Annotated in this window: 16 protein-coding genes; 12 read left to right on the top strand and 4 right to left on the bottom strand. The window is 57.4% G+C overall.

The features are described 5' to 3' along the window. Positions 1-5 precede the first annotated feature (5 nt). Positions 6-458: a type II secretion system major pseudopilin GspG gene (gene gspG, locus BA177_RS09505; RefSeq protein WP_082990014.1), complete on the bottom strand. Its 453-nt coding sequence runs from the start codon at positions 456-458 to the stop codon at positions 6-8. A gap of 96 nt (positions 459-554) precedes the next feature. On the opposite strand from gspG, the gene rrtA reads away from it, so the two are divergent. From rrtA to BA177_RS09460, 9 genes are all read left to right on the top strand, one after another. Then, positions 555-1,175 carry a rhombosortase gene (gene rrtA / locus BA177_RS09500; RefSeq protein WP_082990013.1) on the top strand — a complete coding sequence of 207 codons (621 nt, stop codon included), beginning with the start codon at positions 555-557 and terminating at the stop codon, positions 1,173-1,175. A 33-nt stretch (positions 1,176-1,208) separates the two neighbouring features. After that, positions 1,209-2,150, top strand: a complete 942-nt coding sequence (fabD, locus tag BA177_RS09495) for an ACP S-malonyltransferase (RefSeq protein WP_156762771.1) — start codon at positions 1,209-1,211, stop codon at positions 2,148-2,150. Between the two features lie 19 nt (positions 2,151-2,169). Continuing rightward, the gene (gene fabG / locus BA177_RS09490; RefSeq protein WP_068615709.1) at positions 2,170-2,925 is read left to right on the top strand and encodes a 3-oxoacyl-ACP reductase FabG; all 756 of its coding nucleotides are present in this window, start codon (positions 2,170-2,172) and stop codon (positions 2,923-2,925) included. Positions 2,926-3,264: 339 nt separating this feature from the next. Then, the gene (gene acpP / locus BA177_RS09485; protein ID WP_068615708.1) at positions 3,265-3,507 is read left to right on the top strand and encodes an acyl carrier protein; all 243 of its coding nucleotides are present in this window, start codon (positions 3,265-3,267) and stop codon (positions 3,505-3,507) included. A gap of 86 nt (positions 3,508-3,593) precedes the next feature. After that, positions 3,594-4,835 (top strand): beta-ketoacyl-ACP synthase II, encoded by a 1,242-nt coding sequence (gene fabF, locus BA177_RS09480; protein WP_068615706.1) that lies wholly within the window; start codon positions 3,594-3,596, stop codon positions 4,833-4,835. Between the two features lie 119 nt (positions 4,836-4,954). After that, a complete protein-coding gene (gene mltG / locus BA177_RS09475; protein WP_068615704.1) occupies positions 4,955-5,986 on the top strand; it encodes an endolytic transglycosylase MltG in 1,032 nt (343 codons plus the stop codon). Then, complete coding sequence (gene tmk / locus BA177_RS09470) at positions 5,979-6,608, top strand: dTMP kinase (protein ID WP_231892424.1); 630 nt, start codon at positions 5,979-5,981, stop codon at positions 6,606-6,608. The genes mltG and tmk overlap by 8 nt, the downstream gene beginning before the upstream one ends. A gap of 40 nt (positions 6,609-6,648) precedes the next feature. Further along, positions 6,649-7,635, top strand: a complete 987-nt coding sequence (locus tag BA177_RS09465; protein ID WP_068615702.1) for a hypothetical protein — start codon at positions 6,649-6,651, stop codon at positions 7,633-7,635. 7 nt (positions 7,636-7,642) lie between these two features. Beyond that, positions 7,643-7,981: a PilZ domain-containing protein gene (locus BA177_RS09460; RefSeq protein ID WP_068615701.1), complete on the top strand. Its 339-nt coding sequence runs from the start codon at positions 7,643-7,645 to the stop codon at positions 7,979-7,981. Positions 7,982-8,142: 161 nt separating this feature from the next. Here the strand turns inward: BA177_RS09460 and BA177_RS09455 are convergent, their stop codons facing one another. From BA177_RS09455 to BA177_RS09445, 3 genes are all read right to left on the bottom strand, one after another. After that, on the bottom strand, positions 8,143-9,189 hold the full coding sequence (locus BA177_RS09455; RefSeq protein ID WP_068615693.1) for a cyclic nucleotide-binding domain-containing protein: 1,047 nt from the start codon (positions 9,187-9,189) through the stop codon (positions 8,143-8,145). 188 nt (positions 9,190-9,377) lie between these two features. Continuing rightward, complete coding sequence (locus tag BA177_RS09450; RefSeq protein ID WP_068615691.1) at positions 9,378-11,438, bottom strand: 3-hydroxyacyl-CoA dehydrogenase NAD-binding domain-containing protein; 2,061 nt, start codon at positions 11,436-11,438, stop codon at positions 9,378-9,380. Positions 11,439-11,500: 62 nt separating this feature from the next. Beyond that, on the bottom strand, positions 11,501-12,235 hold the full coding sequence (locus tag BA177_RS09445) for an endonuclease/exonuclease/phosphatase family protein (protein WP_068615689.1): 735 nt from the start codon (positions 12,233-12,235) through the stop codon (positions 11,501-11,503). Between the two features lie 194 nt (positions 12,236-12,429). On the opposite strand from BA177_RS09445, the gene BA177_RS09440 reads away from it, so the two are divergent. The 3 genes from BA177_RS09440 to BA177_RS09430 all read left to right on the top strand — a co-directional run bounded on the left by BA177_RS09440 (position 12,430) and on the right by BA177_RS09430 (position 14,620). Beyond that, complete coding sequence (locus BA177_RS09440; RefSeq protein ID WP_068615687.1) at positions 12,430-12,879, top strand: TIR domain-containing protein; 450 nt, start codon at positions 12,430-12,432, stop codon at positions 12,877-12,879. Between the two features lie 91 nt (positions 12,880-12,970). Then, complete coding sequence (gene glpQ, locus BA177_RS09435; RefSeq protein WP_082990012.1) at positions 12,971-13,933, top strand: glycerophosphodiester phosphodiesterase; 963 nt, start codon at positions 12,971-12,973, stop codon at positions 13,931-13,933. Between the two features lie 168 nt (positions 13,934-14,101). After that, a complete protein-coding gene (locus tag BA177_RS09430; RefSeq protein ID WP_068615685.1) occupies positions 14,102-14,620 on the top strand; it encodes a hypothetical protein in 519 nt (172 codons plus the stop codon). The last annotated feature ends 13 nt before the right edge of the window (positions 14,621-14,633 follow it).

Genomic DNA, 14,633 nt, shown 5'->3' with positions numbered 1-14,633 from the left:
TTGGCCTAGTTGAGATCCCAGTTGCCAAAGTCTGCGTCTTCGCCTTCGCCACCTGGTCGGCCATCACGGCCTAGCGTGTAGATATCAAACTCACCATTGTTGCCCGGACTTAAGTATTGATACGGATTGCCCCAGGGATCTTTCGGCAGGCGTTCGAGATAGCCGCCCGCTTTCCAGTTCTTGATGTTCGGATCGTTGGGTCGGGTAACGAGTGCTTCCAGGCCCTGTTCCGTTGTTGGGTAGCTGAAATTATCAAGTCGATAGAATTTCAAGGCATTTTCTATGCCGCGCAGATCCTGCTTTGCCGCCGCGATTTGCGCATCGCCAACCCGGCCGATGACGTTGGGTGCAACAATAGCGGTCAGAATACCGAGAATAATGACCACGACCATGATTTCGATCAGCGTAAAACCTTGCTGTCCGCGACGATGTTGGCAGCGGGATACATTCTGTGTCACAGCTCTTACTCCGGGATACCCGCAATCCAGATTGCGAATTGATGAATTGACGACATGTCTGATTAAACGCGAGTATATCAAACATGGGGTTAAGTCATGGTTGAAGATAGGGATGCCGAGGTCGCTGGCCCCGTGCCGGCGTGGCTGGGCCACTGGTGGTTGCCATTGCTGATCTGCATCGTCGCGTTCCTGGCTGAAGCAGGCGGAGAAACAGCCCGGTTCGCGTTACGTTACGAGCGAATGGCAATCGGCGAGGGCGAATACTGGCGGCTGCTGACAGGGCATTTCGTGCATCTGGGCTGGTCCCACCTGCTCATGAACATGCTGGCCTTGCTGTTAATCTGGCTGTTGGTCGGCGATCGCCTGAACGGACGGGCTTGGTTGCTGGCCCTCCCAGCGATCATTGTGACTATCGACGCCGGGTTCTGGTGGCTGGACACTCCGCTGGCCTGGTACGTCGGATTTTCGGGGGCACTACACGGCATGTTGTTGGCTGGCCTTGTCGTGGATTGGCGGCGTCCCGGCGGCGAGACCTGGCTGTTGGGCGCGATGTTGCTGGCGAAACTCAGCTATGAACAACTTGTCGGACCGTTGCCAGGTTCTGCGGCATCGGCAGGGGGCGACGTCGTGGTGAACGCGCATCTGTACGGCGCGGTCGGCGGCTTGCTCGCGGTTGCGGCCAGCAAAATTAGGGTCGCACGGTCACGGTCTATATAATGCGCGCGGCATTGATGCGCTAAGGAGAAAGAGTTGACTTTTGCAGTGGTATTTCCCGGACAGGGATCACAGTCGCCGGGCATGCAGAAAGCACTGGCAGATACATTCACCGAGGTTGTCGAGACCTACGCTGAAGCCAGCGAGGTGTTGGGATACGACCTCTGGTCCCTGGTTCAGGAAGGCACGCCAGAGGATCTCGATCGCACCGTTGTGACCCAACCTGCCATGTTGACTGCGGGTGTCGCGGCATGGCGGTGCTGGCAGCAAGCGGGCGCCACGATGCCGGCCTGGATGGCGGGTCACAGTCTGGGTGAGTACACAGCGCTGGTTGCGGCAGGTTCACTGACGTTCGCCGATGCGCTCAAGTTGGTGGCCAAGCGCGCCGAATTTATGCAGCAGGCTGTGCCGGAAGGTAGCGGAGCGATGGCTGCCATTCTTGGCCTCGACGACTCGGCGGTCGTTGATGTTTGCAGTGCCGCCGCCAACGGCCAGGTCGTCAGTGCCGTGAACTTCAATTCACCGGGCCAGGTTGTCATCGCGGGTGAAAAGTCCGCGGTGGAGCGTGCGGTCGACGGTGCTAAAGCCGCGGGTGCCAAACGTGCCTTGCTGTTACGGGTCAGTGTGCCGTCGCATTCCGCTCTTATGCAGCCGGCGGCTGATGCGCTCAAGCCGTTGCTTGATGCCGCCACCGTATCGGCACCAAGCGTGCCTGTCCTGAGCAACGTGGATGTTGCGCCGTACTCAGACGCCAACCAGATACGTGACGGTTTACGCCGGCAGCTGTATTCGCCGGTACGCTGGTCCGACACGATCAAACACATGGCGGCGAACGGTGTGTCGGTGGCGATTGAATGCGGTCCAGGCAAAGTGCTCGCCGGCCTGGTGAAGCGCATCGACCGGGAAGTGACGGGGGTTTTCATCGATGATGCCGACAGTTTGCAGAAAGCACTGACCCTGAGTGGCACAGGCAATTGATTTACGAAAGGAGTTACACATGAGCAGCGCATTCAACAGCAACTTGCTGGACGGGCAAGTTGCCCTCGTGACCGGTGCGTCACGCGGCATCGGTGCGGCCATTGCCAGCACCTTGCGAGCCTGCGGAGCAACCGTCATCGGGACCGCAACCAGTGAGTCGGGGGCGGCGTCGATCAGCGAGGCGCTGGGTGAGGGTGGCCGTGGCGCGGTGCTGGATATTGCCAGTGCTGAATCGGTGGATGCCCTGTTAGCTGACATCGGCAAAAACGAAGGGGCGCCAACGATAGTCGTCAACAACGCCGGTATTACCCGCGACAATTTATTGATGCGCATGAAAGCCGAAGAATGGGACGACGTGCTCGCTACCAATCTATCCGGCGTGTACCGGGTTTGCCGGGGTGCCGTGCGCGGCATGATGAAAGCGCGACATGGCCGCATCGTTAATATTGCATCGGTAATCGGTGTGATGGGAAATGCGGGGCAGGCAAACTATGCCGCTGCCAAAGCCGGCATTATCGGCTTCTCAAAATCACTTGCTCGCGAACTGGGCTCACGCAATATCACCGTCAATGTTGTGGCACCCGGTTTTATCGACACCGACATGACACGCGTGTTGCCGGAGGAGCAGCGCAACGCATTGCTGGGGCAGGTGCCGCTGGGTCGTCTCGGTGACGCCGCTGACATAGCGAATGCGGTGGTCTTCCTGTGTTCCGATGCCGCGGCGTACATCACCGGCGAGACGATGCACGTCAATGGCGGGATGTTGATGGATTGAGCACCCGGATGGCCGCGGTTCGCGGCTCGCACGATTGCTGTAGTTGCTATGAAATCATGCAGTTAAGTGCGGGCTGGCGGCGGCCGACTACGCTGCGCTGAGAGCAATTACTCACCGTCCGGCCGCAATTGTAGATTGCCATGGGCCTTTCACATACAATACCGACCCACGGCATGGCCGGGGCTTGAATTATCAAGAACTTACGTCACCGGAGATGACCTCGCGCCTTTACTGCCGCGGTCACCGCGGGGCGCAAAAAATGACATACCAAAGAAACTCTAAGGTCGCCGACGTTGGTTCGCGGTCTGTTGAAGTCTCTTCTTAGGAGAAGCGGTCACTATGAGCAGTATTGAAGAACAAGTTAAAAGCATCGTTGCAGAGCAGTTGGGTGTAAAAGAAGACGAAGTTACCAACGATGCATCATTCGTCGATGATCTCGGCGCTGATTCTCTCGACACCGTCGAGCTGGTCATGGCTCTCGAAGAAGAGTTCGAGACCGAGATTCCGGACGAAGAAGCCGAGAAAATTACGACTGTTCAACAGGCTATCGACTTCGTTACTGCACGCCGCAGCGACTCCTGATACCTTGACGGGAACGACTCAATCATGAGTCGTTCCCGTAGTTCTCTGTTTCCCCGGCGTCAGGCCTTAGTCTTTCGGAACGTACCTTGAATAAACGTCGTGTTGTTGTAACCGGCATGGGGATAGTCTCTCCGGTCGGCAGTCAGCTCGAAACGGCTTGGCAGAATGTCTGCGCAGGCGAGTCTGGTATTCGCAAGATCGATAATTTCGATGCGAGTGCGTTCAGTACTCAAATAGCGGGGCCTGTAGCAGGCTTCGATGTAGATGCGTACCTGAAGCCGAAAGACGCCCGCAAAATGGATACGTTCATGCACTACGGCATTGCCGCGAGTGTGGACGCAATCAACGACGCGGGGCTCAGCATCGATGAAAGTAACGGGCATCGTATCGGCGTCGCGATGGGCGCGGGTATTGGTGGTCTGGAAACCATCGAAGAAAATCACAGCAAGATGCTGAAGGGCGGGCCGCGCAAGGTTTCGCCATTTTTCATACCGGGCAGCATCATCAATATGACGTCCGGCAATGTCAGCATCATGTACGGCATTACCGGCCCGAATCTTTCGATCGTAACGGCCTGTACGACTTCAACGCATTGCATTGGTATTGCCGCACGGACAATCGCGTATGGCGATGCCGACGTCATGCTTGCAGGTGGTTCTGAGTACGCTACGACCCCGCTGTCGATGGCCGGGTTTTGTGCGGCGCGGGCAATGACAACCCGCAATGATGATCCTGCCGCGGCCAGCCGGCCGTTTGACCGGGATCGTGACGGCTTTGCACTCAGCAATGGTGCGGGTTGCCTGGTGCTCGAAGAGTACGAGACTGCCAAGGCCCGGGGTGCACGGATTTACGCAGAATTGATTGGCTTCGGCATGAGCGGTGATGCCTTCCACATCACCTCACCACCGGCCGATGGCGAAGGCGCACGCAAGTGCATGGCGGCGGCATTGAGCGACGCGGGTATAAACCCTGCCGATGTCGATTATTTGAACGCACACGGTACGTCGACACCGGTCGGCGACGTTGGTGAAACGATTGCCATCAAGCGCGCCTTCGGTGACGCAGCCAAGTCTCTGGCTGTCAGTTCGACTAAATCGTGCACGGGTCACTTGCTGGGTGCCGCCGGCGCAGTCGAAGCGATATTTTCAATCCTGGCCATTCGTGACCAGGTTATTCCGCCCACTATCAACCTCGACAATCCGGGCGAAGGCTGCGATCTGGACTATGTGCCGCACACCGCACGGGAAAGCAAGGTTCGCATAGCGGTGAGCAATTCTTTTGGTTTCGGTGGCACCAACGGCAGCCTGGTATTTCGCGCGCCTGCGTAACTACCGGACAGTACCGTCCTGATAAACGATTCCCGGCCATACACTGACAATTGGGGCAGGAGTTCTTGCGCCAATCTGGCATCATGTTGTCATGTTAAAGAAAGGGGCCGATCGTCGACATGCAGCGCTTACTCCGAACGCTACTGCTGATTGCCGCGCTCGCTGTTGTTACGCTGGCGGCCGCAACTTGGCAAGCACATCGTTACCTGCATTCGCCTTTAGTCATTCCGGAAACCGGTCTGGAATTCGAAATAGCGCAGGGTGCGTCTTTGGCTGGCATCAGCCAGGCACTGGCTGAACGCGGTATTCTGGAGCACCCCCGGCTGTTCCGCTGGTATGGACGGCTGAGCGGTCAGGCAACCGAGATACATGCCGGTGAATACCGAATTGATGCCGGCACAACGCCGGTATCGCTGCTGCAAAAATTCGTGAACGGTGAGGTGCAATTGCACTCGTTTACCGTCATAGAAGGCTGGACATTTCAGGAAATGCTGCAGGCCTTGCACCGCCATCCCGATATTCAAAGCACGATAGTCTATGAAGACTGGCCTGCGGTACTGCAGCAATTGGGCAGTGGCTACGACCACCCTGAAGGTCTGTTTCTGCCTGAAACGTACCGCTTCGCCAAAGGCGCGACGGATCTCGACCTGCTACGCCAGGCGCATGGCATGTTGCAGGCCGCCTTGCAGGAAGAGTGGCAGGCCCGCGCCCCGGAATTACCCTTGGCATCGCCTTACGAAGCGTTGATTCTGGCATCCATAATCGAAAAAGAGACGGGACGGGCGGACGAGCGGGCACGTATTGCCGGCGTGTTTGTTCGCCGCTTGCAGAAAAGAATGCGCCTGCAAACGGATCCGACCGTGATCTATGGAGTCGGTGATGAATACGCCGGCAACCTGACGCGGCGTCATCTGCGCACCGACACTGAATACAATACCTACACGCGCCACGGCTTACCGCCTACGCCAATTGCATTGCCTGGCCGAGATGCCATACATGCCGCACTGAATCCTGCGGATGGCAACGAGTTGTTTTTTGTGGCCACCGGTACCGGTGATGGCAGCCACCGCTTTTCGGAAACGAAGGAGCAGCATGACGAGGCCGTGCGCGAATACCTTAAACGTCTGCGTTCCGGAGAGCCAGGTGAGTAAGCGGGGCCGGGGGAAGTTCATTACTGTCGAAGGCGGCGAAGGTGTGGGCAAATCCACCAACATCGACTTCATGGCCGCATTGATCGAAGAGCAGGGCTACACCGTCGTCAGAACCCGGGAGCCGGGTGGCACACCGATGGCGGAACGTATTCGCGGCCTGTTGCTGGAGCACGGTGAGGAAAACCTGCCCGATACAGCCGAGTTGCTGCTGTTCTTTGCCGCCCGTACGCTCAATATCGAAAATGCAATCAAACCGGCATTGGCCGCAGGCCAATGGGTCCTGTGCGACCGATTCACCGATGCGAGCCGCGCGTACCAGGGCTGTGGTCGCGGCCTCGATACCGACAAGATCGAAACTCTGGCGAGCTGGGTGCATGCTGATGTCCAGCCGGACTTGACCGTATTACTCGATGCGCCACCGGCAATCGGTATGCAGCGGGCGCAAAAGCGCGGGGCGGCGGATCGGCTCGAATCCGAGCACGAAGCCTTCTACACGCGGGTGCGGGATGGTTACCTGGCAATCGCAGCACGCGAACCAGAGCGCTTTGCGGTCATTGATGCGAGCCGTACTCTGGATGAGGTTCAACAGCAGATCGGGCGGGCAATGGGCCGGTTTTTTTAATGAATAAGTACTTTAATTATTCTCCATAACTAATTGAAATATGGTAATTAATTGGCTTAGTTCTTTTGCAGAACGCTGGCAAACGCAAGTCCGGCAAGAGCGTGCCCCGCACGCCGTCTTGTTGTTGGGTGCGCCCGGCGTCGGCAAGCGTTCGGCCGCAGCATGGCTGGCAAAGAGCAAACTGGATCCTGAGCGCGCCAGTAATTTGCCAACTTATCCGGTCGATGTGCCGTTGGACCCGGACCTGCATTGGCTGGTTCGCCCGGAGGACAAGCACACGATCGGCGTGGACCAGATTCGCGCCCTGATCGGCGAACTGAGCCTGACAAGCCACGGTGGCCGCGGCAAGGTCGCCGTCATAGATCCGGCCAATATCATGACCGCGGCGGCCGCCAACAGCTTGCTCAAGACACTTGAGGAGCCACCGGGTGATGCGCTGATCATACTCATAGTCGATCGGCTCAGCCGTTTGCCTGCGACCATTCTCAGTCGCTGCCAGAAAATCACAATAGGCTTGCCTGACGAAGCCGCCAGTATCGAATGGCTGGATCAGGTACGCCCCGGCATGCAATGGTCACAAGCCCTGCGCGAGGCGGGTGGCGCGCCACTCGCGGCACTGACGGCGGCGGAGCAGATGGAGGCTACGGCCTCCCTAGGAAGGGACCTGAAGGCGCTCGCCAGTCGCGCGGTATCACCGATTGATGTCGCTGAACGCTGGAGCAAGCAGAGCCCGGCTCTGGCCCTCGACTGGTTGGGTCGGCAGGTTCAGGACTGCATTTACCGGGTCGTCGGGCAAAGCCAGCCAGGCGGTGCAAGCATCATTGATGATTCTGTGCTGCAGTCCATGGACAGCCGAAATTTGTTCTGCTATCTAGACATAATCAATCGCTTACGTGGTCAGCCAAGTGGGTCTTATAACCTGCAGTTGACACTCGAGGGGCTGCTTATCGACTGGGCCGAGGGCCTTGTACATTGTCGGCGGCAGGATAGCGATGGCGGCTTATGGCCACTGACTGTTTCAAGGTAACACTGTAATGACAAAGCCTGGCTTACTGACACTGACGATCAAGGACAAGAGTGCGTTGTATCTCGCGTACATGCCCTACGTTATCAATGGTGGCCTGTTCATCCCGACCAACAGCTCTTATCGCCTTGGCGATGAAGTGTTCATGTTGCTCAACCTGATGGGCGAAGAAGAAAAAATCCCGGTGGCCGGTACGGTAATCTGGATGACGCCAAAAGGTGCGCAGGGCAAACGAACGGCCGGTATCGGTGTGCAGTTCAGCGATCAGGATCAAGGCAACACGCAAAAGAAAATTGAAAACTACCTGGCCGGCGCGCTGGGTGGCGACAAACCAACCCATACCATGTAGGGGTGTGCCGCTGCGCAGCGGCGCGGCATTCTGTCGCCAGTTCTGGCGGCGAAGCAGCAAGCAATCCGAAAGACTGTAAAGAATTCAGCGCTCGTCGTGCCACACGTAGTTCGTGCCGGTAAAGGGTGGGGCGCTGTGATTGCCGCTCGGTGCGGCCAGTCTCAGCGCGAACCGTTGCTGATGCCGCCTTTGAGGACGTAGGCCTGAAAGCCACGTTCGCTAAGTATGTAGGCACCCGCTGAACTGCGTCGGCCGGTGTCACAACACAGCACGTATTGTTTGTCCGGGTCGAGCGTGTTGATCTTCAGGCGTATGAAATACAGCGGAATGTTGATCGCGCCGGGCTGGTGATGATTCTCAAACTCACTGGGCAGACGTACGTCCAGCCACATGCCGCCTTCCGCAATGATTTTTTCGGCAGCCGCTGTATCGACCCAGTCGAGCATGGGTTCATTCAGGAGCCGCTTGAAGTCGTCTTTGCCAAGACGCATGACGGATCCGTCGGTCTGCATCGTCACCGTGGCATTGCGTTTGGCATCTGAAATGAGCGCTTCTTCACCGAAGGTGTCCCCAACGTTCAGTTCGGCAAGTTTGATGCCGTCTTTGTTCAGGGGCGTTTCCCGGGTGACAAGGCATTTGCCGCGTGTCAGCACATAGAAGTAGTCGCCTTCGGCGCCTTGCTTCAAGACGACATCTCCGGCTTTGTAATTGATCTGCTGCATGCGCATGAAGATCGCCTGGATGTTGGCCGGCGGAATCTTGTGGAATGCTTTGGTCTGCAGCAGCATGGTCATCCAGTCATCGCCACCGACGTCGTCACTGCCGTGCAGTTCGGATACTTCGTAAGAACCGGTTTGATCCCAGGTCAACATGACATCGAGCAGGTCGCTGTCGATCGAGATGTACTGCACGCGGTCGCGTGCTCGCGCCGTGACCCGACGCGGGTAATTCGGGGATACGGGATTACGGGCACTCTCGGTGCCACCTTCAACAGTCTCTGTTACAGCGTCCTGATCCAGCAGTTCCAGCGTGCCGGAAACCACGTAAACCGTGCGCTTTTCAGAATCGCCCTCTTTAAACAGTATCTGCTGCGGCGACAGCTCGCGGATCTGCACTTTTCCAGCCAGTGCCGCAAGATTGTCGCGCTTGAGCCCGTCAAGGGGGGAAAAACTCTTGAGCAGTTGGGTACTTAGCCGCTCAGCCGTCATTTTTTGTCCTGTCCATGCCAGAGCTGTGTCGTGATTAACTCGCTGCACATTGCCACTGGCTTGCGGCGTTTTGGCACAGCTACACGAATGTCCTAAGTTGTTATTCTACCTTCAATTTACGGGCCGCTGATACCCTCGGTGGCACGCAGCGTGAAACGGCGCACAGTTTACCAGAGGGAACACGCGCGTCAGTCGACATTATTCAGTTTGCTGCGCAGATCCTGCCAGCCTGGGTGCGGCCGAAAGCGATCGCCGTGCCTGGCAGCCAGTGATTCCAGCGCCGCGACAACCTCATCAATGCCGCGGTCCCTGGCGTACTGCAAGGGCCCGCCACGAAAAGGCGCAAAGCCGGTACCGAAGATGACGCCGGCATCCAGCAGGTCCGCGTCACTAACGACGTCCTCACTAAGACAGGCAACGGCTTCATTGACCATCGGCAACATCAGGCGATCCTGTATGTCCGCAGGGAGGTAACTCCCGGACGAATCTGGCTTGCGGGCCTTGCCGTCAACCCAGGTGTAGAACCCCTGTCCGGTCTTGCGCCCAAGGTTGCCGGATTCAACCATTTCGGCAAGCCGTTCCGGTACCGGTCGGTCGAACGCGGCGCCCAGCACTTTGGATACGTGCAATGCGACGTCGATACCGACACTGTCAACCAGTTCGACCGGGCCCATCGGCATCCCAAAGTCTTCGGCAGCCTTGTCGATGTCCACCAGTGAGACGCCATCATTGGCAAGGTGCAAGGCCTCGCCCATGTAGGGCGTTAGCAGCCGATTGACGACAAACCCGGGTGCACTGCGACAGGCCAGCGGTGACTTGCCGATGCGTTTGACGAAGGCGAAGCCAGCGTCCATGACATCGCTGTCCGTATCCGCACAGTGCACGATTTCCACCAGGGGCAGTTGCGCAACCGGGTTGAAGAAGTGCAAGCCGATGAACCGGGTCGGTTCACGCAAGTCAACGCGCAGTTCTTCCAGCCGAATACTGGAGGTATTGGTAGCGAGCAACGCGCCGCTTTTCATCCTGGCTTCGAGAGATGCGTACAGTTCTTTTTTCGCCTCCAGGTTTTCGTAGATAGCCTCGATGATCAGGTCGGCCTCGGGAACACCACTGCCTGCCACGTCAGCACGCAAGCGCTGCACAGCTTCGGTACGCTGTTTGTCGTTGCGGGTTTTCTTGGCAAACAGCTTGTGCGCACGTTCCATTGCTGGCTGCACGTACTTTTCAGCGCGATCTTGCAAGGTCACCTCGAGTCCACGCAGTGCACACCAGGCAGCAATGTCACCGCCCATAACGCCGGCGCCGACGACGTGCACCTTGTTAATCGGCTGGCCGGACTTTCCGCCCTGACCCTTGAGCCTGTTTTGCAGAAAGAACACCCGTACCAGATTGCGCGAGGTAGGGCCGCACATCAGGTTTGCGATGGACCGTGCTTCTGCCTCGTAACCCGTGCGCTCCGAAGCAGCGTGTTTCTGCCACAGGGAAATGATGGCGTAGGGCGCAGGGTAGTGGTCTGCGCGGGCTTTGGCCGCCACCTGCTTTTGTAAGACGCGCGCCAGTATCGGTCGTGCCGGTGCGAGGTTCAGAATCCGGTCCAGCCAGCCTGCGCGCGATGGGGATGGGCGCTCGTCGATCAGTTGGCGCGCCGCCTGCTGCCATTGCTCGGCCGTCGTTGTTGCGTCGATCAAGCCAATGGCGCGGCCCTTTTTTATCGTTACCGGTTTACCCGTCAACATCAGCTGCATGGCCGCCCGCACGCCCGCAATCTTTACGGCACGGACGGTACCGCCGAAGCCCGGGTGAATGCCGAGTTGGACTTCCGGCAAACCCAGTATCGGTTTCGCGTGTTCCAGGGCGAGTCGGTAGTCACAGGCCATGGCCAGTTCGAGACCGCCGCCAAGAGCGAAGCCGTTAATGGCGGCAACTGTCGGGCACGGCAGTGCTTCGATCTTATCCAGCACCTGCTGGCCGAGGCGGATCAGCGCGTAGCCCTGTTCCGGGTTCTCAATGGTGGTGAACTCATTGATATCCGCCCCCATGATGAAGCCGTTGTCCTTGCCTGAATGCAGGACGACGCCTGTCGGCGGTTTGGCATGCAACGGTTCCAGCTGTTCCGCCAGTTGCTGCAGCACCTCACCCGACAGGACGTTGGCGCTGCCATCGGCTTTGTCGAGGCACAGCCAGACGATGCCGTTATCGTCAGTCTTGCTTTGCCAGTGTGTTGCACGACCGTTATCTGAAGTATTCATATGTCTCCCGCTTGCGCGCTGCGACCCAATGAGGCCTGCCTACCGGCTGGCAGCCAGTTTAGCTACACAATGTCGAAATCACAGATCAGGGGCAAATGATCGGAGAATCGTACCTGCGGGATTTCGAAGTGCGTTACGTTGATGCCGTCCTGATACAGGATGAAATCCAGCTCTTTGCGTGCCGAGCGGCTTGGATAGGACGGCAAGCCTTCAACGTTTGCGCTCTTGAGCCCCGCGGCTTTCATGAACAGGTAGATCTCATTCTGGCCCCAGAAAGTGTTGAAGTCACCCGCCACGATCACCGGTTTGCGAGTGACAGAAATGAGGTCGTAGAGGCGCCGCAGTTGCAAATGCCTGTGCCGGTACTTGAGCGACAGGTGCACCAGAAATACGGCACATTCTTCGAGCTCAAGTTCGATGATAAGGCGTTTAACGCCCGTATCAAAAAAGTGGAAGGATTCGCCGTGTATGCCGGGCCCTGCCAGCAGGGCATTGCCTTGCTTGCGGATAATGGGCAGCAATTGATTGATGGAGCTCTCGCCGTACTTGACCTGAAATGACGAACTCATGCCCAGCGATTCGGCAATGGTTTCTGCCTGATTTACTTTGCGGCTGCGAATGGAGCCGGTATCGACCTCAATCAGCCCGACAATGTCCGGCTCCTGTCCTTTTATGAACCGCGTAATTTCGGGCAGGACAGTCTGATTGCCAAGCAAATAGCCGGCGCCGGGCAGCGGCATGTGCATGTTCGCGCCCACGCCAACAGCGTAGCGAATGTTATACAGGAGGAGTCGCATCAGGTTTGGACGACGAAAAACGGCAGGATTGAGATGGTGCTCGTGCTCTACGGGCCAGTAAGCGTATTACGATACCTGAAAGGGCAAGGGCAAGGAAATTGGCCGGTTCGACAGTCACGGATCTGGCCGCTTGTGGCATTGCCAAGTCTGGATTAGCTACACTTGCAGCAGCGGGTAACAGCAGGGAGTTCACAGTGTCAGAAAGCAATCCAATTCGAATATTCGTGTCGCATCTGTTTCATGAGGATCCCGACTATTTGCGGGTATTTGAGTTCCTGGAAAGCGTAGATCGCTTCTACTACCTAAATTGCAGCAAGCCGGAAAACATGCCCGCGGGCGGTGGGCAGGAGGCCATCCGGGATGAGCTCATTGCGCAGATCAAGGAAGCGGAGGCGGTCGTGATACTGGCCAACCACTATTCGATGAACGCGGACCTGATCCGTTTTCAGCTCGACGTTGCCGAAGCCAATGAAAAGCCGATCCTCGCAATACGGCCGTTTGGCGGTGTGGCGAACACGGACGAGGCTCTGCTGGCAAGGGTTCACGAGCACCTGGAGTGGAATGAACGCGATATCGCGGATGCGATCAAACGCCAGGCGCGTCTGGAAGATACGACCCGATGGGATGTTATAGATTTTCCATAAAAAACATAACGATATCAGAAGTATCTATAATTATTGTTAGGAAAGTACGGACGGTAAGCGAACGCTTGTAGCCGCTCCCGGCAGGAATCCTATGACAGACAGGCAACGTCCGGCGCCCTTGATCATTGCTCACCGCGGTGCTTGCGGTTATTTGCCGGAACATACCTTGCCCGCCAAGGCGCTGGCGTACGGTATGGGGGCGGACTTCCTGGAACAGGATGTGGTGGTCAGTCGTGATGATGAACTGATCGTCCTGCACGATATTCACATCGATCGCGTCAGCAATGTTGCAGAGCTTTTTCCGGGACGGGCACGCAGCGATGGTCGCTACTACGTGCGTGACTTCGACCTTGCCGAATTGCGCACCTTGTCGGTGTGGGAACGTTTTTCTGACGGCGCAGGCCAGGTCGCGGTGTTCCCGCAGCGGTTCCCGGCACACAGTGGCCATTTCCGCATAGCGACTCTCGAAGACGAATTGCAGATGATCTCTGGCCTCAATCACTCTACCGGTCGGCAGGTCGGCATTTACCCGGAAGTAAAGAACCCTGCCTGGCACCACAAGGAAGGGGTCGATTGCGCGGCTTTGCTGCTCAAGCTGTTGGGGCAATACGGGTACACGGGGGCGGCCGATCGGGTCTATGTGCAGTGTTTCGATGCGGCCGAGCTACGCCGTATCCGCGAAGACCTCGGTTGTCGGCTGCCGCTGATCCAACTGGTTGCGGACGATGAGTGGGGCGAGTCAACGACTGACTACGCACAATTGATGACGACCGCCGGCCTGGCCAGCGTGGCAGAGTACGCGGACGGTATCGGGCCGTGGTTGCGGCAGTTGTACACGGTGCCTGCGATCGACGGCGAGCCTTTGTCGAGTGGCTTGCTCGAGCGGGCTCATTCTGCCGGCTTGAAAGTGCACCCTTATACCTTCCGGGCTGATGCCGTCGAACCCTGTTTTGGCGATTTTTCGACCATGATCCGTTGGTTTACCGGGCACCTTGGCGTCGACGGGGTGTTCACCGATTTTCCCGACAAGGCCCGGATGGCATTCTCGTCGTGAATTGGCGGAACCTCCTTTAATACCTGAAAAATATAGTGTTTTCCGGATTCTGGCGAGTGCTTCAGTGGATGGGGCATTAACTGGAGTTGCCGGATTGAGAACTCTGTCCTTTTCAGTCCCAAGAAAGTGCATAATCTTTGTCGATGCCAGTGGTTCCAAGAGACCAATGTGATCGACGATCTTGCGCAGAATTTGCTCTATCTGACCGGCGGTGCTTTTGCCGCAGGCTGGCTTGCGGCAAAAATCGGCTCGTTTCTGGGTCGTCGCTGGTCGTCCGCCAAACGCGATCCCCGGGACGATCGTATCCGTTCGATAGAAGCCGAGCTGCGGGTAACCGGCGTGAGCCGGGAGAAGCTGCTGGAAGAACTGGAAACGAAGAAGAAAGAACTGAGCGCCAGTGAAGCCAGAATGAAAGAGCACTCGGCAACCATCAAAGAACAGTTGGCGGAGATCAACAAGCTGCGGGTCGATCTGAAAGCGTCTGTCAGAAAGACGGACGAACTGCGCAATGAATTGAGCGACAGGGCAGAAGAGAACTTGCGATCAACCTGTCGCTTACGCGACATGGAGACGGAATTGTCGGTCGCACGCGCGTCGACCGATCTGATGAGTACCGGGGTACTCGACTACAACATCGACGAAGACGACGAGGAAGCGCCGGAGCAAATCATCAAATCGGTGTCCTGAGCCCATAGTTTTT

This window comes from Woeseia oceani, assembly GCF_001677435.1.
GTDB lineage: Bacteria > Pseudomonadota > Gammaproteobacteria > Steroidobacterales > Woeseiaceae > Woeseia > Woeseia oceani.
Note: the sequence above shows the minus strand (reverse complement) of the source record. Positions and strands in the feature narration are given on the sequence as shown.

Bases quoted from the DNA above. Each gene is read 5' to 3' on its own strand.
- rrtA (WP_082990013.1), top strand. From the start codon at position 555: ATGGTTGAAGATAGGGATGCCGAGGTCGCTGGCCCCGTGCCGGCGTGG.
- fabG (WP_068615709.1), top strand. From the start codon at position 2,170: ATGAGCAGCGCATTCAACAGCAACTTGCTGGACGGGCAAGTTGCCCTC.
- acpP (WP_068615708.1), top strand. From the start codon at position 3,265: ATGAGCAGTATTGAAGAACAAGTTAAAAGCATCGTTGCAGAGCAGTTG.
- mltG (WP_068615704.1), top strand. From the start codon at position 4,955: ATGCAGCGCTTACTCCGAACGCTACTGCTGATTGCCGCGCTCGCTGTT.
- BA177_RS09465 (WP_068615702.1), top strand. From the start codon at position 6,649: ATGGTAATTAATTGGCTTAGTTCTTTTGCAGAACGCTGGCAAACGCAA.
- BA177_RS09460 (WP_068615701.1), top strand. From the start codon at position 7,643: ATGACAAAGCCTGGCTTACTGACACTGACGATCAAGGACAAGAGTGCG.
- BA177_RS09455 (WP_068615693.1), bottom strand. From the start codon at position 9,189: ATGACGGCTGAGCGGCTAAGTACCCAACTGCTCAAGAGTTTTTCCCCC.
- BA177_RS09450 (WP_068615691.1), bottom strand. From the start codon at position 11,438: ATGAATACTTCAGATAACGGTCGTGCAACACACTGGCAAAGCAAGACT.
- BA177_RS09445 (WP_068615689.1), bottom strand. From the start codon at position 12,235: ATGCGACTCCTCCTGTATAACATTCGCTACGCTGTTGGCGTGGGCGCG.
- glpQ (WP_082990012.1), top strand. From the start codon at position 12,971: ATGACAGACAGGCAACGTCCGGCGCCCTTGATCATTGCTCACCGCGGT.